The sequence below is a fragment of the Citrobacter sp. Cf118 genome, assembly GCF_030334095.1.
In the GTDB taxonomy this organism is placed as follows: domain Bacteria; phylum Pseudomonadota; class Gammaproteobacteria; order Enterobacterales; family Enterobacteriaceae; genus Citrobacter; species Citrobacter freundii.
The window spans coordinates 315,976-337,065 of sequence record NZ_JAOWES010000087.1; the positions used below are offsets into that span (position 1 = coordinate 315,976).

Below are 21,090 nucleotides of genomic sequence, written 5' to 3' on the forward strand. Positions count from 1 at the left end.
CCTACTGCATGCAGTAAACCAAAAAATAAAATTAGTTAGCTCAGCGCACAGCGCCAGCTCAGGCAGAAGAAGGGACTAAAGCGCGTTGCGCCAGTGTTGCTCACCCGCAAGCAAGAAAGTGGAAGAGGTACGAAGAAGTGAAGGTAAACGCAAAAACATCCTGAACATATTGTCCATAATATTACAATTATCCGCAGTGTTGCTTCTCATCATCGCGGATGATAATTGTCCTCGGTAGTTAAACACAGATGATTTGTATCATAGCTTCAATACGAACTCAAAGTCTTTTCACTTCTTTACCTGCCCCGTTTGATTTTTGTTATAACGGCTCGACGCAAATCACACTATTATTCAGATTCAAAAATCAAAAACGCAGGAATACATATGGCGAAACCGATCATCACGCTTAACGGTCTAAAAATAGTCATTATGCTGGGCATGCTGGTTATCATTCTGAGCGGCATTCGCTTTGCCGCAGATATCATCGTCCCCTTTATTCTGGCGTTATTTATAGCCGTTGTGCTGAACCCCGTGGTGCAGCGGATGGTCAAGCTTCGCATACCGCGCGTATTTGCGGTGTCATTGCTCATCGTTATTATTGTAATGCTAATGGTACTGCTGTTAGCGTATTTAGGCACATCCTTAAATGAGCTTGCGCGTACGCTACCGCAATATCGCTCTTCACTGGTTATTCCACTAAAAAATCTTGAACCATGGTTACAACGCGCAGGGATCGGCGTTTCCGTGGATGAGCTAGTCAAATATATCGATCCAAACGCGGCAATGACGCTGGTGACCAATTTGCTGGCGCAGCTTTCGAATGCTATGTCATCGATCTTTTTACTGCTACTGACGGTAGTTTTTATGCTGCTGGAAGTACCGCAACTGCCCAACAAACTAAAACAAATGATGAGTCGCCCCATTGAAGGTATGGCGGCGATTCAACGCGCCATCGACAGCGTCTCTCACTATCTGGTGCTTAAAACGGCAATCAGCATTGTGACCGGGTTGGTCGCCTGGGGCATGCTTGCTGCATTGGATGTGCGCTTTGCCTTTGTCTGGGGATTACTGGCCTTCGCCCTGAACTACATCCCTAATATCGGTTCGGTATTGGCGGCCATTCCCCCTATTGCTCAGGTGCTGGTATTTAGCGGCCTTTACGATGCGCTGGTGGTTCTGGCAGGCTATCTGGTCATCAACCTGGTATTCGGGAATATCCTCGAGCCGCGGATCATGGGGCGTGGACTTGGACTGTCTACGCTGGTGGTTTTTTTGTCGTTAATCTTCTGGGGCTGGCTGCTCGGCCCTGTTGGGATGCTGCTTTCTGTTCCGCTAACCATCATTGTGAAAATCGCGCTAGAGCAAACCAATGGCGGTCAAAGCATTGCAGTGTTACTGAGCGATCTCAACAAAGAGTAAAATGCAAAACGGCCTCCGCAGAGGCCGTCTTAGTTTTCACTGACGATTACAACGCTTTCAGAATCGCATCCACGCTGGCTTTGGCATCGCCAAACAGCATATGGGTGTTTTCTTTAAAGAACAGCGGGTTCTGCACACCAGCATAGCCCGTGTTCATCGAACGTTTGAACACGATGACGTTCTGCGCTTTCCATACTTCAAGCACCGGCATACCGGCGATCGGGCTGTTTGGGTCATCCTGCGCCGCCGGGTTTACCGTATCGTTGGCACCAATCACCAGCACGGTATCGGTATCGGCGAAATCATCGTTGATCTCGTCCATTTCCAGCACGATGTCATAAGGGACTTTGGCTTCCGCCAGCAGTACGTTCATATGACCGGGCAAACGCCCTGCTACCGGGTGAATACCGAAGCGCACTTTGATGCCGCGTGCGCGCAGTTTCTCGGTGATTTCCGCGACCGGATACTGTGCCTGAGCCACTGCCATGCCGTAGCCCGGGGTGATGATCACGGAGTGCGAGTTCTTCAGCATTTCTGCTGTGTCTTCCGCAGTAATCTCACGGTGCTCACCGACTTCTTCATCTGATCCAGAAGAAGAACCGTCAGAACCAAAGCCACCTGCAATAACGCTGAAAAATGAACGGTTCATCGCCTTACACATAATGTAAGACAGGATCGCACCAGAAGAACCGACCAGCGCACCGGTAACGATCAGCAGATCGTTGCTCAGCATAAAGCCCGCCGCCGCAGCAGCCCATCCTGAATAGGAGTTGAGCATTGAAACGACCACTGGCATATCCGCACCACCGATGGAGGCCACCAGATGCCAGCCAAAAGCCAGTGCAATTATGGTCATCACCAGCAGCGCCAGAACCTGCAGGCCCACGCTTTCGGTACGGACAAACACCACCAGCAGCAGGAAAGAAACAACCAGCGCCGCCAGATTCATTTTGTGACGATTTGGCAGCATCAGCGGTTTAGAGGAGATCTTGCCGCGCAGTTTGCCAAAGGCCACCACAGAACCGGTAAAGGTTACCGCACCGATGAAGATACCCAGGAACACTTCCGTCAGGTGAATGTTCACCAGAATCGGCTCCAGGCCCGTGTCGTGATACAGGTAGCTGTTGAAGCCCACCAGTACCGCTGCCAGACCAACGAAGCTGTGCAGAATTGCCACCAGCTCCGGCATCTCGGTCATCTCAACTTTCTTCGCCAGACGAATACCAATCGCGCCGCCGATGATCATCGCCACCAGGATCCACGCAACGTTGCCGGTATCCGGACCAAAAATCGTGGCAATCAGCGCAATCGCCATCCCGGCGATACCGTAGTTGTTACCCTGCTGAGAGGTTTCGTGTTTCGAAAGCCCCGCCAGACTAAAAATAAACAGGATAGCGGCAACAATGTATGCAGCTGTAACTAATCCTCCAGACATATGTTACCCCTTAGTTTTTCCGGAACATTTTCAGCATGCGCTGAGTCACGGTGAAGCCACCGAAAATATTAATGCTGGCAATAAGCACCGCGATAAAGCTCAGGAAACTCACCCAGCCACCCTGGCCAATTTGCAATAACGCCCCAACCACGATAATCCCTGAGATGGCGTTAGTCACAGACATCAACGGAGTATGCAACGCATGTGACACATTCCAGACCACGTAGTAACCCACCACGCAGGAAAGCGCGAACACCGTAAAGTGACCAAGGAACTCTTTCGGCGCAACGTCGGCGAGCCAGCCAAACAAAAGCACCACCAGCGCCATCAGTGCATATTTGCGCCACGGAGAGACAGGTTTTTTCTCTTCTTTCGGTGCAGGTGCGGCTTTTGGCGCAGCCTGCGGCTGAGCAGAAACCTGGATAGGTGGCGCAGGCCAGGTGATTTCACCCTCGCGAACCACCGTGACACCGCGAACAACCACATCGTCAAAATCGACGGTGATATTGCCGTCTTTCTCTTTGCACAACAGTTTGAGCAGGTTGACGAGGTTGGTGCCGTAAAGCTGGGAAGATTGCGTTGGCAAACGGCCAGGCAGGTCGGTATAGCCGATAACCTTCACCCCGTTCTCGGTGGTTGTCACCTGATTAGGCACGGTATATTCGCAGTTACCGCCGTTTTGCGCGGCAAGATCGACAATTACGCTGCCCGCTTTCATCGAGTCGACCATTTCACGGGTGATCAGTTTCGGGGCCGGTTTGCCCGGGATCAGCGCAGTGGTAACGATAATGTCGACGTCTTTCGCCTGCGCAGCGAAGAGTTCCATTTCGGCTTTGATGAACGCCTCGGACATCACTTTGGCATAACCATCACCGCTGCCCGCTTCTTCTTTAAAGTCCAGTTCAAGGAACTCGGCGCCCATGCTCTGCACTTGTTCCTTCACTTCCGGACGGGTATCAAAAGCACGCACGATAGCGCCCAGGCTGTTTGCCGCACCGATCGCCGCAAGACCTGCCACACCCGCACCAATCACCATGACCTTGGCAGGTGGAACCTTGCCTGCGGCGGTGATCTGGCCGGTGAAGAAGCGACCGAATTCATGTGCAGCTTCAACAATAGCGCGATACCCGGCGATGTTCGCCATTGAGCTCAAAGCATCCAGCGACTGTGCGCGCGAAATACGCGGCACGGAGTCCATCGCCATAACTGTCACGTTTCGCTCTGCAAGCTTTTGCAACAGTTCAGGGTTTTGCGCGGGCCAAAGAAAGCTCACCAGCGTCGTGCCCGGATTGAGTAACGGAATTTCCGCCTCCTCCGGCGCATTGACCTTCAGGATGATCTCTGACTGCCAGACTGCATTTCCATCAACAATTTCTGCGCCTGCTTGTACAAACGCCTTATCGTCAAAACTCGCCAGTTGACCTGCACCGCTTTCAACCGCGACGCTGAAACCTAACTTAAGCAGCTGCTCAACCGTCTTCGGCGTGGCTGCAACGCGGGTTTCATTGGTTAACCGTTCTCTTGGTATGCCAATTCGCATAATGTTCCCTTCCATCTGTAATTATGATGATGGTTTATCAATGTTCGCACGAGGCATGCGCGCACTCTCGAGAGAGGTCAGTGTTACCTCAATAAAATAAAACAGTAACAAACTCTGTATAACCTACTGAAAATGACGCCTGTGATCTAGCGCCAAAAAACAGTATTTATTATGAAATTCGCAAAATAGAGATGAATCGAACCTCAGACAGATAAAATGCCCTAAAAATAGCCCACAAAGGCTGATAATTCGCTTAAGCGAAGCGGCAAAACATGATTACGTACCTACCAAAAACAATTGATTAACATTAAATTAACTTATGAAATTCAACTGCTTTATCAGTTTTGGTCACCAAACGCCGAATTTTTCGGCATATCACTAAATGTTATCGATGTTGTTAAGCCAGGTGGCACGATGAGTGAAAAATGACGCAGACACTGACGCAATTTAAATGCAATAATCAGCGACGTTTCTAGTCAATAACAATACCAGTACCTGGTTTGCGCAAGGCGAAGGATTATTTTTATGAAGCTTAAGAACACTCTCCTGGCGTCCGCACTTATTTCTGCGACTGCTTTTTCTGTCAATGCAGCGACAGAATTGACGCCGGAGCAAGCGGCTGCCCTGAAACCCTATGACCGCATTGTGGTCACCGGTCGTTTTAATGCTATCGGTGATGCAGTTGCTGCCGTATCACGCCGTGCAGATAAAGACGGTGCAGCCTCCTTTTATGTTGTTGATACTTCAGATTTTGGCAGCGGCGGTAACTGGCGCGTTGTTGCCGACGTCTATAAAGCTGACGCTGAAAAAGCGGAAGCGTCAAAAAACCGTATCATTAACGGCGTTATGGAATTGCCTAAAGATCAGGCCGTTCTGATTGAACCTTACGATACCGTTACGGTACAGGGTTTCTACCGTAGCCAGCCTGAAGTAAACGATGCAATCACCAAAGCTGCGAGAGAGAAAGGTGCATATTCCTTCTATATCGTGCGCCAGGTCGATGCCAACCAGGGCGGCAACCAGCGTATTACCGCATTCATCTACAAAGCTGATGCGAAAAAACGCGTCGTGCAAAGCCCTGATGCAATCCCAGCAGATTCTGATGCCGGACGCGCCGCATTAGCAGCAGGTGGCGAAGCCGCGAAGAAAGTTGAGATCCCAGGCGTTGCGACTACCGCTTCTCCGAGTGCTGAAGTCGGTCGCTTCTTCGAAACGCAATCCACCAAAGGCGGACGTTACACTGTCACGCTACCGGATGGAACCAAAGTTGAAGAACTAAACAAAGCGACCGCCGCCATGATGGTACCGTTCGACAGCATCAAGTTCACCGGTAACTACGGCAACATGACGGAAGTTTCTTATCAGGTAGCAAAACGCGCTGCGAAAAAAGGCGCGAAGTATTATCACATCACCCGCCAGTGGTCAGAACGTGGTAACAACGTGACAATCAGCGCCGATCTGTATAAGTAATACCCAATGTATTATCAGGTCTACAGTCCTTGTAGACCTGATAATTTCGCGCAGTTCTGCTCCCAGACAAAACAAAAACAGCAGTATTAAGACGACTTTTCACACTATTAGTCACAAATCTCTCTATCCCCATTGCATGCGTTCTCTTCTCTCCGTAAAATCCCGCGCCTTAGTGGCTTTCACCATTTTTATGCGGTTTGCCAAAATAATTATTCTCTCACTCTCGTTTTTGTAACTGGATACAAATGGAAAAGAAATTGGGTCTGAGCGCACTGACCGCGCTGGTTTTAAGCTCAATGCTCGGCGCTGGCGTTTTCAGCCTGCCACAAAACATGGCGGCAGTAGCCAGCCCGGCGGCATTACTGATTGGTTGGGCGATTACCGGTGCGGGTATTCTTTTGCTCGCCTTTGCCATGCTGATCCTGACGCGTATCCGTCCTGAACTGGATGGCGGTATTTTTACCTATGCGCGTGAAGGTTTTGGCGAGCTGATTGGCTTCTGCTCCGCGTGGGGATACTGGCTGTGTGCCGTTATCGCTAACGTTTCGTATCTGGTCATTGTCTTCTCTGCACTCAGCTTCTTTACCGACACGCCTGAGTTACGTCTGTTTGGCGACGGTAATACCTGGCAGTCGATTGTGGGCGCATCGATGCTGCTGTGGATCGTACACTTCCTTGTGCTGCGCGGTGTACAAACGGCAGCCAGTATTAACCTGGTCGCGACGCTGGCGAAATTACTGCCGCTGGGTCTGTTTATCGTGCTGGCGTTCATGCTGTTTAAGCTCGACACCTTTACTCTCGATTTTACCGGCGTAGCATTGGGCGTTCCCGTCTGGGAGCAGGTCAAAAACACCATGCTCATCACCTTGTGGGTATTCATCGGTGTGGAAGGCGCGGTGGTGGTTTCTGCCCGTGCCAGAAACAAACGCGATGTCGGACGCGCCACGCTGCTGGCGGTACTTGCCGCACTGGGCGTTTACCTGCTGGTCACCCTGTTGTCTCTGGGCGTTGTCGCACGTCCCGAACTGGCGGAGATCCGTAACCCATCAATGGCCGGTCTGATGGTTAAAATGATGGGACCATGGGGCGAAATTATTATTGCCGCAGGTCTGATTGTTTCCGTGTGTGGTGCCTATCTAAGCTGGACGATTATGGCGGCGGAAGTGCCGTTGCTCGCCTCCACGCACAAAGCGTTTCCGCGCATTTTTGCGCGACAGAACGCGCAAGGCGCGCCATCGGCGTCGCTATGGCTGACCAACATCTGCGTACAGCTCTGCCTGGTGCTGATCTGGCTTACTGGTTCCGACTACAATACGTTATTGACTATCGCCTCAGAGATGATTCTGGTGCCCTATTTGCTGGTCGGCGCATTTCTGTTAAAAATTGCTACCCGTCCGATTCATAAGGCTGTCGGTATCGGGGCGAGTATTTATGGCATATGGTTATTGTATGCGTCAGGTCCGATGCACCTGCTGCTGTCCGTAGTGCTGTATGCGCCAGGACTGCTGGTTTTTCTTTATGCCCGTAAAACGCACGCGCATGAAAACGTATTAAAACGCCAGGAGATGGCGCTGATCGGCCTGCTGCTTGTTGCTGCTGTGCCGGCTACCTGGATGCTGATGGGGTAACGTTATACCCATCGTTCGCGACATATGGAGATTACGATGGGTAAAAAAAACCCTTTGCCAATTCTTATCACCGGAGGTGGTCGTCGTATCGGCCTCGCCGTCGCATGGCACTTTCTGAACCAAAAACAGCCAGTTATCGTCAGCTACCGTACGCACTATCCTGCCATTGACGGCCTGCGAGAAGCGGGCGCGATTTGTATCCCTGCTGACTTTTCCACGGATGAAGGCGTGCTGGCCTTTGCTGATGAGGTCAAAGCTCAGACGGATGGCTTGCGCGCTATTGTGCATAATGCCAGTGCCTGGCTTGCAGAAAAGCCTGGTACACCGCTGACCGATGTGCTGTCAGCCATGATGCAGATTCATGTCAATACGCCCTACCTGCTCAACCACGCACTGGAAGGATTGCTACGCGGTCATGGACACGCGGCCAGCGATATAATCCATTTTACTGATTATGTTGTGGAACGCGGCAGCGACAAGCACATTGCTTATGCTGCCAGCAAAGCGGCGCTGGATAATATGACCCGCTCGTTCGCGCGCAAACTGGCACCGGAAGTGAAAGTGAACGCGATTGCCCCTTCACTTATCCTGTTTAACGAGGGTGATGATGCAGAGTATCGCCAGCAGGCACTGAACAAATCACTGATGAAAACCGCGCCAGGTGAAAAAGAGGTCATTGATTTAATTGACTATCTGTTAACCAGCTGTTTTGTCACCGGACGTAGTTTTGCCCTTGATGGTGGGCGTCATCTGCGTTAGTGCAGTTTGATCCAACAAAAGATCAGCAACCACGCGCTCAGGCCCCAGCACACCACTGATCCGCCGAGCGCAACGGGTAAGCGCATAAATCCGGTGAAATACCACAGTGAAACGAGGTAGACAAAATAGGGAATAATCGACCACATGCTGAATATGATGGTTGTACGTAACGCCTCGATCCCGCGTTCACTGGCCACGATATAGTGGGCAATCAACGCAAACGTCGGGAATAACGGAATTAATCCGGCAATGTAGTAATTCTTTGTTTTCGCCAGCAAGCCAATCAACACCACCACCAGCGCACCGAGCGCCGCTTTTATAACGAGTCCCATCACTCTGCCTTAACACATCAATAACATCAGCCCCTAGCATAACGGAAGCGTTCTTGTTTAGAAAAGATTAATGGAAGGAAAAACCAGGGCGGTGTATGTTGGCGTTTTATATTCAAAAATTAATGATATGAACACCATCGTATTTGTTGAAGATGATCCCGAAGTTGGCTCACTGATTGCAGCCTATTTGGCCCGGCATGATATTGAGGTTATCCTTGAACCTCGTGGTGATTTGGCCGAGGAGAAAATCCTGCACGTTCAACCCGATCTGGTGTTATTAGATATCATGCTGCCGGGCAAAGACGGGATGACTATCTGCCGAGATTTACGCGGACGCTGGCAAGGCCCGATTGTCCTGCTCACCTCGCTGGACAGCGACATGAACCATATCCTGGCACTGGAAATGGGCGCCTGTGACTATATTCTGAAAACCACGCCGCCAGCGGTGCTGCTGGCTCGCCTGCGTCTGCACCTGCGTCAGAATGAGCACTCTGCCCAGTCTAAAGGCATTCAATCGGCGACCATCACACCGCACACAACGCTGCGCTTCGGCACACTCACTATCGACCCAACCAACCGCTCCGTGCTGCTCGGCGGCGAGCAAGTTTCTCTTTCCACCGCTGATTTTGAATTACTGTGGGAGTTGGCAACCCATGCCGGGCAGATTATGGGCCGCGATGCGTTGCTGAAGAACCTGCGCGGCGTAAGCTATGACGGCATGGATCGCAGCGTAGATGTCGCGATTTCCCGGTTACGCAAAAAACTGCTCGATAACGCGACTGAACCTTATCGAATCAAAACAGTGCGCAACAAAGGTTATCTCTTTGCACCTCACGCCTGGGACGACGAGCCACAGAAGTAATGCCATCGGGCCGATCTCATTGATCGGTTGGATTATTCACAATACGTTACACTGTCACTTAAAATCGTCTACAGAACAAGCATACAAACGCCATCCGACGCCGTTCCACACTTTTTGTGTGGCTGTTACCCTCCCCCCTCCCTATAATCCGTCGCGGTCCTGAACCCGTATGGTTCATCATTTTTTTTCGCACTAACAAAACTCTTTCCGGCATTTCAGGTGCTGAATGAGGCAAGAGGCTACAATATGTTCGTTTCGCTCGCGTATATCGCGTTCTTTTTGGTTTGTTCATGGGCAATTTTCAGAATCAACCAAAAAAGTCACTCTCTTTCAAAAAGCGTCTTCATCGCTATTTTTACGGGTGCCGTTATCGGTTTATCCCTGCATCTCATTGCTGCTGACGAAAGAAAAACAGTTATCGACTGGTACAATGTTATTGGCAACGGCTATGTGAATTTACTGAAGCTGGTTGCGGTACCGCTGATTTTCATCTCTATTCTCTCAGCCATTAATAAGCTCGAAAACAGCGCAGGCATTGGGAAAATGTCGTTAACCATCGTCGGATGCATGCTCTGTCTGGTAATGATTGCCGGTTTTATTGGGCTGTTGACTGCGCATGTATTAGGCCTGGACGCCAGTGCGTTTGTTCATATGCAGTCCACGCTGACGCCAGACGATGTAAATAAAACAGCCGCCATTTCACTGCCTAAACTGGTGACATCTCTGATCCCAACGAATATCTTCCTCGATCTAACAGGGGCCAGAAGCGTTTCCGTCATTGGCATTGTTATTTTCACCCTACTTGCCGGCGTGGCATTATTAAAGGTCAAACAGGACGCCCCGCAAGAAGGTGAAAAATTAAGTGCTGGCATTAACGCTATCCAGATTTGGGTGATGAAAATGGTGCGTATCGTTATTGCTCTCACCCCTTATGGTGTGATGGCATTAATGGCAGGCGTATTTTCCGCGTATCGATTTGAACAATTTGCCAGTCTGTTAGGCTTTATTGCTGCCTGTTACCTTGCGATTCTGATGATGTTTATCGTCCACGCACTGATACTGGTTCTGAGCGGTAATAATCCCGTTCACTATTTTAAAACTGTCTGGCCAGTTTTAACCTTTGCATTTGTTTCACGCAGCAGTGCAGCATCTATTCCACTGGCTATTTCCGCACAAGAAAAATTTGGCGTGCAAAACACCATTGCCAATATTGCGGCTTCATTCGGCTCCAGCATGGGTCAAAATGGCTGTGCCGGGATCTATCCGGCTATTATGGTGGCGATGATTGCTCCAACAATTGGGATTGATCCGCTATCAGTACATTTTTTGCTCGCCATGCTACCTGCGATTGCGCTGGGTTCTATTGGGGTGGCGGGTGTAGGCGGTGGCGGAACATTTGCTGCGCTGATCGTCCTTTCAACACTGAACTTCCCGGTCGCGCTGGTGGGGATTTTCATTGCTATCGAGCCTGTCGTCGATATGGCCAGAACGGCATTAAACGTGAACGGTTCGATGATGTCTGGCGTGCTGGCTAACAGGCTCCTGAAAAAGAGTGCTGAAAAACCACAACCCGTGAACGCGAATTAGTCAGTCCTAAAAAGATCAAAGCCTTCCTATTGCTGGAAGGCTTTCTTTTGTGTCAACTAAACGTCAGCCCGTCGTATTTTTTCCAACGGTAATTTACGGCAGAGATAATCCAGCAGCCGATAAAGACGCCAATAATCGCAAAACCGACATTCCCCATATGGTCACTTAAATTGCTGACGGTATCCCACAAACCACCCTGAAGCGAAAACGCGTCAGAGAGAAGCCCCAGCGCCTCCAGTCCGCCAATAAATAGCGCTACAATCACGGAAGTCCCGGTAATGGTCATATTGTAATAGAGCTTGCGTTGCGGCTTATTGAACGCCCATCCGTAGGCCTCAACCATCAGAATACTGTCGAGACAATCAATTAACGCCATACCGCAGGTAAACAGCGCCGGGAACACGAGAATTGACCAAACAGACATGCCACTGGACGCGCTTGAAGCAGAAATTCCCAGCAAAGAAATTTCAGTGGCGGTATCAAAACCCAGACCAAAAAGAAAACCGACAAAATACATATGCCAGTCTTTGCCTACCAACCGAAACGCTGAGCGGAAAAGCCAGTTCAGAGGACCTGAAACTGTAATGTCTTCCGTGGTGCCATCGTAAGTACCGGTGCGTTTAAGATGGCGGAATGCCTTCCAGACCTGGCAGAAAATAATGAGATTAATGGTAGCCAGAATCAGCAAAAACGCGGCAGAAACCGAAGTTCCTATCAGACCGCCGACATTCTGAAACCATGCCATATGTTGCTTAAACACGCTGGTGGTCAGTGCAATGCCAATGCTTGCCAGTACCACAATGGTGGAGTGCCCCAAAGAAAACCAGGCTCCCGTCGTCAGGGCGCGTTTTTTCTGCTGCATGAGTTTACGTGTAGCGCTGTCTATCGCGGCGATATGATCGGCATCGACAGCATGGCGTAAACCGTAGCACCACGCAATCAGACTCAGTGCAAGCAATGACGTGTTGTTGCTAAACGCGGTGAAAGCCCACAGCCACGCCACGATGTTTGCCCCGATGAGTAAGACCATCAACAAAAGAATATTCGGGCGTTTTTTAAATAATGAAAACAATGCGTTCATTGTTTCCCGCCAATTAAATTTGAGCTAAACAACACACCACCACTCACTGATTAATTAATATAACGTTTATCAGGCTAATGATAACTCTTAAGAATTACTAACCCAGTGTCGTAGATCAAAGTTGATTATCACCTGAAGCAAGTTCCGCCATCGCTAGCTCCGCAATACGCAGAGGTACCGTTGCGCTGTCCCCCTCTTGCAGAAACCAGACGGACGACAACCCACACCAGGCAACAATCCACATCAGCAAACGTTGCCGTTCAATTCTTGCGATTTCAGACACAATGTTGACTCGTTGTGTGAATGTTTCCGGCTCAATGGCAACAGGTCTGGTGGGTTCGGCAAGATCAGGGTTAGTAAAAATATTGGCGTAATCAAAGCCACGCTCGCCCAGCAGCCCTTTGGGATCGATAGCCAGCCATCCTCTCGTTCCGAAATCAAGAATATTGCCGTGGTGTAGGTCACCGTGTAATACGACTTCATCATGGGGTGAAGATAGCAGTACATTTGCCACCACTGCACAACGCGTCAGGATACCGCCATGCTTTTTCGCGGCAGGAGCCAGATCGCTAAACCAATGGTGTAGAGGTGTTAACGCTGGCGTAGACGCATTCCGGGAGAAATGGAGTCTACTGGCAGCATGGCAAATAATGCGACAAGCCTGCGCATCGTTACCAGTCCGGGACATGTCCGCTAAAGACCCTGTCCCTGTCGCACGTTCCAGCAGAATCGCCCCTGCTGCATGAGCAAGTACTTTCGCTGCGCCATTTCCGTTCCACCAGACCATGAGTTCACAGCCGATCCGTTCACTGTCATCGTCGGTGATTTTAAGTATGGCTTTCTGACCGTCCCTGATGACCACTACAGGCAAAAGCTGTGATGTGTGTGTTTCAACCGGTTCACCATCTGGAGTGAGTCCCCAACGGTTGAGCCAGGTGTTGAACAGGCGATTTTCCAAACAATATCCTCATTTTTCTCTGGAAGATGGTAACCAAAAGGATCCGTGTCGGCATTATTCCTGTTTTCTTTTGGTTGAGCTACAACCTCCCATAGCCGTCATCACTGACTTAACGGGTTGAGCACTAACAGGCACATCCTTGTGTATCTGTGTGCCATGCTGACTGTGTTCGGTAAATAAGGAGGACACGATGATCACGTTATGCAAAACCTGTGGAACATCCTATGAGGTAACTGGTGCCCATCCGGAACAGTGCGATATCTGCCAGGATGAACGCCAGTATGTCCCTGCGAGCGGACAGGAATGGGTCGATTTTACCGCCCTGTGTGCATCGCATACAAATAAGTGGAAGCAACACGACAGTACTCTCCTCAGCATCCGCACCGTTCCTGATTTTGCAATTGATCAGCGCGCGTTTATTCTGCGTACCTCTGAAGGCAATATTTTATGGGACTGCATTGCCTCGCTCGACGATGCCACAAAAACGCTAATAACGTCCCTTGGCGGGCTTAAGGCTATCGCGATATCGCATCCTCATTACTACACCACCATGCAGGACTGGGCTGCAGAATTTAACGCGCCTATTTACCTTCATGCCAGCGATAGAAGGTGGGTAATGCGCGACAGCCCGTGGATTAGATTCTGGGATGGCGACACCATTGAGTTAACCCGTGACGTCACGGTGATACGTCTCGGCGGACACTTTGCTGGAGGCTGCGTCCTGCACTGGGCGCGTGACGAAGGCGTGGTGCTTTCCGGCGACATCGTCCAGGTTACGCCAGGTGCGCATGCCGTCTCCTTTATGTGGAGCTACCCTAATATGCTACCGTTGCCAGCTGCAACGGTCAGCAACATTACCCAGAGACTGAGTACAGTGAAATTTAAGCAACTTTACGGCGCATTTGCAGGAAAAGATATTACGCAAAATGCCGATGAAATTGTGCGGCGTTCAGGTGAAAAGTATATTTCCTGCCTCAGATAAACCGGCAGTTTATTCACCAACCAGATCAGGAAGGTAAAAATGGATAGAACTGATAAACCACGCCCATCACAGAAATACTCACTATCACACTGATAATGAAGTAGGTTTTGAAAGGCTGCTTTTGTGTTTTATGGCGAAAGATTTGTTGACCCGCTATCGCGCCACCCCATCCGCCCACAACGCCAAACACCAGCAATGTGGATTCCGGCACTCTACGCCAGTACTTGCGTGCCGCCATTTTGTCCACGCCGTATAACAGCAACGTCAGTATGTTGGCGAGTAGAAACCATATGACAAGAGGGTGAGCGGTGAAAATGCAGCCGATCGCTGCAAAAATGAGTAGCGAATAACAACAGCGATTGAGATTCATATTTTCAGTCACAGCACTTTTCAGGAAGTTTCGTCACCCATTATACGCAAGGTCAGTCATCCCTGCCATGGGTGAGAATACCCCTTTTATTTTTATGCCTATATCCCCAGAAATAGCGGAAATTCTCTGGTCTGCGGCGTACCTAACAATTCAAACAAGAGAATCATTTTCATTATTCAGAACAAATGGTAATTTATTAAATCCAAATGGAGAAATTGTTCTGGAGTCGCAGGGATGAGAAAATACTCATATCCATATTTGTTTTTTGTCACCGTATTATCTCTCGGCGCAATTTTTCTTTTTTACTGGTGGAAGGTAACGATATACAGAGCGACTTTTCTCTACCCGCTCACATCAAAATACCTCATGCTTATTTCTCTGGCAGTGTCATTTTTAATCACCCTATTTCTGGTAGGTAATGGGATAATGAAAAAAAGTCCTTTCCAAACTTATCTGAAATTATTTGGTAGCATCAGCATTGCCATGGTGCTGTTTTCAGTGATCACAATTATGGCGATAACCTGGTTCATTCCAGGTGTCCCCTCGTCCTATACCGCTCCATACACCTACTCTACAGGAAGTTCTAAAAGCTGTTCGGGGGCTGATGTTGACGATCCGGATCTCGGGACTAACATCAGAATTTGCTATCCCGAAGGTAACTACGAATATAACAACACAATCTATGTTGAGAAACGAAGTAACCTTTTAGGTGCGGTCGTAACATACGCCAGAACAACACCATCCCGATTTTGATTAACTTACCGCGTACAAAGCAATGCGTTATCAAGCGAAAGGTCATTTCGCCCCCGTAGGGGCCATAAGAATGCAGAAAAGAGTTATACAGTGTACTCTGCCTGGATAAACACGCCAGATGGTGATCAGATAACCTTTCTGCTCCCACGCATCGGCGGATACTGCTGTGCCCCTTTTCCCCTGAGGGACACGAGAACTCGCTAACTTATTGAGCGTTCGGTGATTTTTATGAAGAAACTGTTTGTGCAGTTTTACCTCCTGCTGTTTGTCTGCTTTTTGGTGATGACCCTGTTGGTCGGCCTGGTATACAAATTCACCGCAGAACGCGCAGGCAGACAATCGCTCGACGATTTGATGAAAAGCTCGTTGTACCTGATGCGCAGTGAACTACGCGAAATCCCGCCACGCGATTGGGGTAAGACGCTGAAGGAGATGGACTTAAACCTCTCATTTGACCTGCGTGTTGAACCGCTGAATAAGTACACACTGGATGCCCCAACCATGCAGCGTTTGCGCGAAGGCGATATTGTGGCTCTTGACGATCAATACACCTTTATTCAACGCATTCCTCGCAGCCATTATGTGCTGGCAGTCGGCCCGGTTCCTTACCTCTATTTTCTTCATCAAATGCGCCTGCTGGACATCGCGCTGATGGCGTTTATTGCTATCTCACTGGCCTTCCCGGTACTGATCTGGATGCGTCCACACTGGCAAGAAATGCTAAGACTCGAATCCGCCGCACAACGTTTTGGTGAAGGACATCTGAGTGAACGCCTTCATTTTGACAACGGTTCCAGCTTTGAACGCCTGGGCGTAGCGTTTAACCAAATGGCCGACAATATCAATGCGCTGATCGCCAGTAAAAAACAGCTCATCGATGGTATTGCCCATGAGCTTCGTACTCCGCTGGTACGTTTACGTTACCGGCTGGAAATGAGTGATAACCTCACCGGGCAGGAATCTCAGGCGCTTAATCGTGATATCGGCCAACTGGAAGCGTTGATCGAAGAGTTACTGACCTACGCCCGCCTGGATCGCCCGCAAAATGAACTGAAGCTCAGCGTACCTGACCTGCCTGTTTGGTTGACAACCCATCTGGAGGATGTGCAAAGCGTGAATCCTGGCCGTACGGTGCACTTACGTCATCTCGAAACTGGCGACTACGGCGCGTTGGATATGCGCCTGATGGAGCGGGTCCTGGATAATTTGCTGAACAATGCCCTGCGCTATTGCCAGTCTACAGTGCAAGCCAGTCTGCTGCTGAACGGCAATCAAGCCACGCTGGTAGTGGAAGACGACGGTCCCGGTATTGCACCAGACGCTCGCGAACAGGTTTTTGAACCGTTTGTACGCCTTGACCCCAGCCGTGACCGGGCAACCGGGGGTTGTGGGCTTGGGTTAGCCATCGTCCACTCAATTGCTTTGGCTATGGGGGGGACGGTCGTCTGTGATGAAAGTGAACTTGGCGGCGCCCGGTTTACTTTCCGTTGGCCCGTCTGGCATAACATTCCCGAAATCTCAGCTGCCTGACCTTTTCTGCTCGGTGGTCAGGCGGTGGAGGTTGTGCTATAAAAAAGTATGTTGTAACTAAAATGGTAAACCTATGGCCCGTTACGATCTTGTTGACCGCCTGAACGGCACCTTTCGCCAGATGGAACAAGAACTGGCACTTTTGAACGAAAACCTGTTGCAGCAGACGCTGCTGATTGCGCGCGTATTCTCGTTACCGGAAGTGGCTAAAGAGGCAGAGCATGCCCCTCTGCAGAGCATTAATGTTAAGCAGCATTTAGGCAAAGAGGCTGAAGCGCTGGCACTGCTCCATTACCGTCACCTGTTTATTCAGCAGCAGTCCGAAAACCGCAGCAGCAAAGCGGCCGTCCGCCTACCGGGTGTATTGTGCTATCAGGTTGATAACGCGGCGCAATGTACTCTGGAAGAACAAATCCAGCGTATAAACCAGTTGAAAACCACCTTCGAGCGCATTGTTACAGTGGAATCAGGGCTGGCGCCGGCAGCACGTTTCGAATGGGTGCATCGTCATCTGCCAGGGCTGATTACTCTGAATGCCTATCGCACGCTAACCGTAGTCCGCGATCCTGCCACCCTACGATTTGGCTGGGCTAATAAGCACATCATAAAAAACCTGAAACGCGATGAAGTACTGCAGCAACTGGAAAAAAGCCTGACGTCACCGCGCAGCGTACATCCCTGGACACGTGAAGAATGGCAGGCGAAGCTTGAACGCGAATATCAGGATATCGCCACCTTACCGCAGCAGGCCCGCCTGAAGATTAAAAGGCCGGTAAAAGTGCAGCCTATTGCCCGCGTCTGGTACAAAGGAGAGCAAAAACAGGTGCAATATGCCTGCCCGACGCCACTGATTGCTTTGCTTAATAACGACAACGGTATGACCGTACCGGATATCGGCGAGTTACTGAATTACGATGCCGAAAACGTTCAGCATCGTTTTAAACCTCAGGCGCAGCCGTTGAGATTGATTATTCCCCGGCTGCACCTGTACGTTGCGGATTAACTGCCTGGCCGCATGCTGCCAACCATCAGCTCCGGGCGTACCCAGCTGTCGAACTCCGCTTCGGTTAGATATCCCAGCGCCAGAGCGGAGGCTTTTAAGGTCAGCCCTTCTTTATGGGCTTTTTTGGCAATTTCAGCCGCTTTATCGTAACCGATATGGGTATTGAGCGCGGTCACCAGCATTAGCGACTCGTTGAGCAGTTGATCGATTCGTTCACGATTAGGCTCAATCCCCGTCGCGCAATGTTCATTGAAGCTTTCCATACCGTCCGCCAGCAGGCGTACCGACTGCAGGAAGTTGTGGATGACCATCGGTCGGTAAACGTTGAGCTCAAAGTTACCTGACGCCCCGCCCATGTTGATGGCGACATCGTTGCCCATCACCTGGCAGCAAAGCATAGTCAGCGCTTCACACTGGGTTGGATTGACCTTGCCCGGCATGATCGAGCTGCCCGGTTCATTTTCCGGAATTGAAATTTCGCCAATACCACACCGTGGACCGGATGCCAGCCAGCGTACATCGTTGGCGATTTTCATCAGCGACGCTGCCAGTCCTTTTAGCGCGCCGTGAGCATGAACCAGGGCATCGCAGGTGGCGAGCGCTTCAAATTTATTCGGTGCGGTAACGAACGGCGCACAGGTGATGACCCGCAGTTCATCCGCAACCCGGCGGGCGTATTCGGGATGAGTGTTCAGTCCGGTACCTACCGCGGTTCCCCCCAACGCCAGCTCCGCCACGTGCGGTAAGCTGTTTTCAATGTGTCTGAGGTTATGTTCTAGCATTGCTACCCAGCCGGAAATCTCCTGGCCAAGCGTAAGTGGAGTTGCATCTTGCAGATGTGTACGACCAATTTTAACGATATCGGCGAAAGCGTGGGACTTATCACTGAGCGTTTTGGTCAACACATTTAATTGAGGGATCAGTGATTTACGCAGCGCCAGCAGTGCGGCAACGTGCATTGCGGTCGGGAAGACATCGTTCGAGCTTTGGCTTTTATTGACATCATCGTTGGGGTGTACTTTTCGCTCCATCCCCCGCACGCCGCCCAGCAACTCGCTGGCCCGGTTTGCCAACACCTCGTTCATGTTCATATTGCTTTGCGTGCCGGACCCAGTTTGCCAGATGGCCAGCGGGAACTCATCGCGGTGTTTATCTGCCAACACCTCATCTGCAGCCTGCATAATAGCCCTGGCTTTATCCTCCACCAGCAGCCCAAGATCCTGATTAACCTTTGCTGCGGCGCGTTTCGTCAGCGCCAGCGCATGGATCAACGAGACCGGCATTTTCTCCGTAGAGATACGAAAATGTTCCAGTGAACGTTGGGTTTGCGCGCCCCAAAGCTTATCGGCAGGAACATCAATCGCCCCCATTGAATCATTCTCGCGGCGTACCGTTACCATTACCTGCTCCTTACATTAACAGTTGATTAGGTTATGTTTCGACATTGCCCACTTGCGTTGGTCTTATGAGTATTAACGAGGATAAAACTGTCGTTTGGTGGTTCGTGCGGTAAAAAAAACCGCCCCGAAGGGCGGTTGACGTTACTTAACGCAGCGTGCGCACTGCGACGTCTGAATTTGCTGGAAGAAATCATTGCCTTTGTCATCCACCAGGATAAACGCCGGGAAATCTTCCACTTCAATTTTCCAGATGGCTTCCATCCCGAGTTCCGGGTATTCCACGCACTCCAGACTCTTGATACTGCCCTGGGCCAGCACCGCGGCAGGGCCGCCAATACTGCCTAAATAGAAGCCGCCATGTTTATGGCAAGCATCGGTCACCTGCTGGCTACGGTTGCCTTTCGCCAGCATAATCATGCTCCCACCAGCGGCCTGAAGCTGGTCAACATACGAGTCCATACGTCCGGCCGTGGTTGGGCCAAGCGAACCAGAGGCGTAGCCTTCCGGCGTTTTTGCCGGACCGGCGTAATAGATCGGGTGATCTTTAACATACTGCGGCAAACTTTCACCGTTATCCAGACGTTCTTTCAGTTTCGCATGCGCAATATCACGGCCAACAATAATTGTACCGTTGAGTGACAAACGCGTAGAGACCGGATACTGCGACAGCTGGGCCAGGATCTCTTTCATCGGACGATTGAGATCAACGCGCACCGCTTCGCCCTCTCCCGCCTGACGCAACTCTTCTGGAATGTACTTACCTGGATTATGTTCCAGTTTTTCGATCCAGATACCTTCACGGTTGATTTTGGCTTTGATATTACGGTCAGCAGAACAAGAGACGCCCATACCAACCGGACACGACGCGCCGTGACGCGGCAGGCGGATCACGCGGATATCATGCGCGAAGTACTTCCCGCCAAACTGCGCGCCCAGCCCCAAATTCTGCGCTTCAATCAGCAGCTCTTTTTCCAGCTCCACATCACGGAATGCCTGCCCATGCTCGTTACCTTCGGTCGGCAGCTCATCGTAGTATTTAGCCGAAGCCAGTTTTACCGTTTTCAGCGTAGCTTCCGCTGACGTTCCGCCGATCACAAACGCAATGTGATACGGCGGACAAGCCGCAGTACCCAGCGTACGCATCTTCTCAACCAGGTAATTTTTTAATTTGCCCGGCGTGAGCAGCGCTTTGGTTTCCTGGTACAGATAGGTTTTGTTCGCCGAACCGCCACCTTTGGCAATACACAGGAATTTGTATTCATCGCCGTCGACGGTATACAAATCAATCTGTGCTGGCAGGTTGGTGCCGGTGTTCACCTCTTTATACATATCCAGCGCTGCGTTTTGTGAATAGCGCAGGTTGTCTTCGATGTAGGTGTTATAGACGCCTCGAGCCAGCGCCTCCTCATCGCCACCACCGGTCCAGACACGCTGACCTTTTTTACCCACGATAATCGCGGTTCCGGTGTCCTGACAGGTCGGCAAAATGCCTTTTGCCGCGATGTCAGAGTTACGCAGAAATTGCAGGGCCACATACTTGTCGTTTTCGCTGGCCTCCGGGTCGCGCAGAATATCGGCTACCTGCTGTTGATGTGCGGGACGCAGCATAAACGACGCATCATGAAAGGCCTGACGAGCCAGCAGGGTTAAAGCTTGTGGCGCGACTTTAACAATCTCCTGCCCTTCAAATTCGGCAACAGAGACATAGTCGCTGGTCAGCAGATAGTATTCGGTATCATCCTTTTTGAGGGGGAAAGGATGCTGATAATGAAAGGGTTTGTTTGACATTGTGCTCTCACTTACTGCTCGGTCTGGTTATTCTCTGGGCAGATGTTCCGTTGCCCTGCTTCCCTGCCGCAGATCCGGTTGTAGAAGGAAGGGCTGTCTGCAACCGGAATCACTCAGGGTATTAAAAGCGAGTCTCCATATCCTACACATTTTTTTAACAAAAACTGAGACAAGTACGACTTTTTACATGTGC

At 50.5% G+C, this 21,090-nt stretch carries 19 protein-coding genes; 10 read left to right on the forward strand and 9 right to left on the reverse strand.

Annotated elements, in window-relative coordinates; genetic code table 11:
* Window positions 1-75 precede the first annotated feature (75 nt).
* Window positions 76-246, reverse strand: coding sequence for a protein YdgV (locus OGX67_RS26995; RefSeq protein ID WP_085951052.1), 171 nt, complete (start codon window positions 244-246; stop codon window positions 76-78).
* A 138-nt stretch (window positions 247-384) separates the two neighbouring features.
* Between OGX67_RS26995 and OGX67_RS16770 the strand changes: the two genes are divergently transcribed.
* Window positions 385-1,419: an AI-2E family transporter gene (locus OGX67_RS16770; RefSeq protein ID WP_003028941.1), complete on the forward strand. Its 1,035-nt coding sequence runs from the start codon at window positions 385-387 to the stop codon at window positions 1,417-1,419.
* 46 nt (window positions 1,420-1,465) lie between these two features.
* Here the strand turns inward: OGX67_RS16770 and pntB are convergent, their stop codons facing one another.
* On the reverse strand, window positions 1,466-2,854 hold the full coding sequence (gene pntB / locus OGX67_RS16775; protein WP_257651469.1) for a Re/Si-specific NAD(P)(+) transhydrogenase subunit beta: 1,389 nt from the start codon (window positions 2,852-2,854) through the stop codon (window positions 1,466-1,468).
* A gap of 10 nt (window positions 2,855-2,864) precedes the next feature.
* The gene (gene pntA / locus OGX67_RS16780; protein WP_257651468.1) at window positions 2,865-4,394 is read right to left on the reverse strand and encodes a Re/Si-specific NAD(P)(+) transhydrogenase subunit alpha; all 1,530 of its coding nucleotides are present in this window, start codon (window positions 4,392-4,394) and stop codon (window positions 2,865-2,867) included.
* Window positions 4,395-4,919: 525 nt separating this feature from the next.
* On the opposite strand from pntA, the gene ydgH reads away from it, so the two are divergent.
* The 3 genes from ydgH (at window position 4,920) to folM (ending at window position 8,251) form a co-directional block, all read left to right on the forward strand.
* Complete coding sequence (gene ydgH, locus OGX67_RS16785) at window positions 4,920-5,864, forward strand: DUF1471 family protein YdgH (protein ID WP_003028946.1); 945 nt, start codon at window positions 4,920-4,922, stop codon at window positions 5,862-5,864.
* Window positions 5,865-6,109: 245 nt separating this feature from the next.
* A complete protein-coding gene (locus tag OGX67_RS16790; protein ID WP_257651467.1) occupies window positions 6,110-7,492 on the forward strand; it encodes an amino acid permease in 1,383 nt (460 codons plus the stop codon).
* 36 nt (window positions 7,493-7,528) lie between these two features.
* Window positions 7,529-8,251: a dihydromonapterin reductase gene (gene folM / locus OGX67_RS16795; RefSeq protein WP_016150208.1), complete on the forward strand. Its 723-nt coding sequence runs from the start codon at window positions 7,529-7,531 to the stop codon at window positions 8,249-8,251.
* On the opposite strand, the gene OGX67_RS16800 is transcribed toward folM, so the two are convergent.
* A complete protein-coding gene (locus OGX67_RS16800; protein WP_003028950.1) occupies window positions 8,248-8,583 on the reverse strand; it encodes a GlpM family protein in 336 nt (111 codons plus the stop codon). The genes folM and OGX67_RS16800 overlap by 4 nt on opposite strands.
* A gap of 127 nt (window positions 8,584-8,710) precedes the next feature.
* Here OGX67_RS16800 and rstA point away from each other — a divergent pair, with 127 nt between their 5' ends.
* The gene (gene rstA / locus OGX67_RS16805; protein ID WP_286526869.1) at window positions 8,711-9,445 is read left to right on the forward strand and encodes a two-component system response regulator RstA; all 735 of its coding nucleotides are present in this window, start codon (window positions 8,711-8,713) and stop codon (window positions 9,443-9,445) included.
* Between the two features lie 246 nt (window positions 9,446-9,691).
* The gene (locus OGX67_RS16810; RefSeq protein WP_071667562.1) at window positions 9,692-11,032 is read left to right on the forward strand and encodes an L-cystine transporter; all 1,341 of its coding nucleotides are present in this window, start codon (window positions 9,692-9,694) and stop codon (window positions 11,030-11,032) included.
* A gap of 52 nt (window positions 11,033-11,084) precedes the next feature.
* Here OGX67_RS16810 and OGX67_RS16815 read toward each other — a convergent pair whose 3' ends face one another.
* On the reverse strand, window positions 11,085-12,113 hold the full coding sequence (locus tag OGX67_RS16815) for a HoxN/HupN/NixA family nickel/cobalt transporter (protein WP_032935803.1): 1,029 nt from the start codon (window positions 12,111-12,113) through the stop codon (window positions 11,085-11,087).
* 115 nt (window positions 12,114-12,228) lie between these two features.
* Window positions 12,229-13,071, reverse strand: a complete 843-nt coding sequence (locus tag OGX67_RS16820; protein WP_086551179.1) for an aminoglycoside phosphotransferase family protein — start codon at window positions 13,069-13,071, stop codon at window positions 12,229-12,231.
* A gap of 190 nt (window positions 13,072-13,261) precedes the next feature.
* Here OGX67_RS16820 and OGX67_RS16825 point away from each other — a divergent pair, with 190 nt between their 5' ends.
* Complete coding sequence (locus OGX67_RS16825; protein WP_003028958.1) at window positions 13,262-14,053, forward strand: MBL fold metallo-hydrolase; 792 nt, start codon at window positions 13,262-13,264, stop codon at window positions 14,051-14,053.
* 25 nt (window positions 14,054-14,078) lie between these two features.
* Here OGX67_RS16825 and OGX67_RS16830 read toward each other — a convergent pair whose 3' ends face one another.
* A complete protein-coding gene (locus tag OGX67_RS16830; RefSeq protein WP_257651490.1) occupies window positions 14,079-14,423 on the reverse strand; it encodes a DUF1294 domain-containing protein in 345 nt (114 codons plus the stop codon).
* Window positions 14,424-14,657: 234 nt separating this feature from the next.
* Between OGX67_RS16830 and OGX67_RS16835 the strand changes: the two genes are divergently transcribed.
* The 3 genes from OGX67_RS16835 (at window position 14,658) to tus (ending at window position 17,709) form a co-directional block, all read left to right on the forward strand.
* Complete coding sequence (locus tag OGX67_RS16835) at window positions 14,658-15,176, forward strand: membrane protein (protein WP_003028960.1); 519 nt, start codon at window positions 14,658-14,660, stop codon at window positions 15,174-15,176.
* A 228-nt stretch (window positions 15,177-15,404) separates the two neighbouring features.
* Window positions 15,405-16,706: a two-component system sensor histidine kinase RstB gene (gene rstB / locus OGX67_RS16840; protein WP_003028962.1), complete on the forward strand. Its 1,302-nt coding sequence runs from the start codon at window positions 15,405-15,407 to the stop codon at window positions 16,704-16,706.
* A gap of 73 nt (window positions 16,707-16,779) precedes the next feature.
* A complete protein-coding gene (gene tus / locus OGX67_RS16845) occupies window positions 16,780-17,709 on the forward strand; it encodes a DNA replication terminus site-binding protein (RefSeq protein WP_204583575.1) in 930 nt (309 codons plus the stop codon).
* Here tus and fumC read toward each other — a convergent pair.
* Together fumC and fumB are read right to left on the reverse strand one after the other, a co-directional pair.
* Complete coding sequence (gene fumC / locus OGX67_RS16850; RefSeq protein WP_071685531.1) at window positions 17,706-19,109, reverse strand: class II fumarate hydratase; 1,404 nt, start codon at window positions 19,107-19,109, stop codon at window positions 17,706-17,708. The genes tus and fumC overlap by 4 nt on opposite strands.
* Before the next feature lie 141 nt (window positions 19,110-19,250).
* On the reverse strand, window positions 19,251-20,897 hold the full coding sequence (gene fumB, locus OGX67_RS16855; RefSeq protein ID WP_003028969.1) for a class I fumarate hydratase: 1,647 nt from the start codon (window positions 20,895-20,897) through the stop codon (window positions 19,251-19,253).
* Between the last annotated feature and the right edge of the window lie 193 nt (window positions 20,898-21,090).

What these genes read in the sequence shown, in the direction of transcription:
- fumB (WP_003028969.1), bottom strand. Translation starts at nt 20,897, where the DNA reads ATGTCAAACAAACCCTTTCATTATCAGCATCCTTTCCCCCTCAAAAAG.
- folM (WP_016150208.1), top strand. Translation starts at nt 7,529, where the DNA reads ATGGGTAAAAAAAACCCTTTGCCAATTCTTATCACCGGAGGTGGTCGT.
- rstB (WP_003028962.1), top strand. Translation starts at nt 15,405, where the DNA reads ATGAAGAAACTGTTTGTGCAGTTTTACCTCCTGCTGTTTGTCTGCTTT.
- OGX67_RS16825 (WP_003028958.1), top strand. Translation starts at nt 13,262, where the DNA reads ATGATCACGTTATGCAAAACCTGTGGAACATCCTATGAGGTAACTGGT.
- fumC (WP_071685531.1), bottom strand. Translation starts at nt 19,109, where the DNA reads ATGGTAACGGTACGCCGCGAGAATGATTCAATGGGGGCGATTGATGTT.
- pntB (WP_257651469.1), bottom strand. Translation starts at nt 2,854, where the DNA reads ATGTCTGGAGGATTAGTTACAGCTGCATACATTGTTGCCGCTATCCTG.
- tus (WP_204583575.1), top strand. Translation starts at nt 16,780, where the DNA reads ATGGCCCGTTACGATCTTGTTGACCGCCTGAACGGCACCTTTCGCCAG.
- OGX67_RS16815 (WP_032935803.1), bottom strand. Translation starts at nt 12,113, where the DNA reads ATGAACGCATTGTTTTCATTATTTAAAAAACGCCCGAATATTCTTTTG.
- rstA (WP_286526869.1), top strand. Translation starts at nt 8,711, where the DNA reads ATGAACACCATCGTATTTGTTGAAGATGATCCCGAAGTTGGCTCACTG.
- OGX67_RS16810 (WP_071667562.1), top strand. Translation starts at nt 9,692, where the DNA reads ATGTTCGTTTCGCTCGCGTATATCGCGTTCTTTTTGGTTTGTTCATGG.
- OGX67_RS16770 (WP_003028941.1), top strand. Translation starts at nt 385, where the DNA reads ATGGCGAAACCGATCATCACGCTTAACGGTCTAAAAATAGTCATTATG.
- ydgH (WP_003028946.1), top strand. Translation starts at nt 4,920, where the DNA reads ATGAAGCTTAAGAACACTCTCCTGGCGTCCGCACTTATTTCTGCGACT.
- OGX67_RS16790 (WP_257651467.1), top strand. Translation starts at nt 6,110, where the DNA reads ATGGAAAAGAAATTGGGTCTGAGCGCACTGACCGCGCTGGTTTTAAGC.
- OGX67_RS16835 (WP_003028960.1), top strand. Translation starts at nt 14,658, where the DNA reads ATGAGAAAATACTCATATCCATATTTGTTTTTTGTCACCGTATTATCT.
- OGX67_RS16830 (WP_257651490.1), bottom strand. Translation starts at nt 14,423, where the DNA reads ATGAATCTCAATCGCTGTTGTTATTCGCTACTCATTTTTGCAGCGATC.
- pntA (WP_257651468.1), bottom strand. Translation starts at nt 4,394, where the DNA reads ATGCGAATTGGCATACCAAGAGAACGGTTAACCAATGAAACCCGCGTT.
- OGX67_RS16800 (WP_003028950.1), bottom strand. Translation starts at nt 8,583, where the DNA reads ATGGGACTCGTTATAAAAGCGGCGCTCGGTGCGCTGGTGGTGGTGTTG.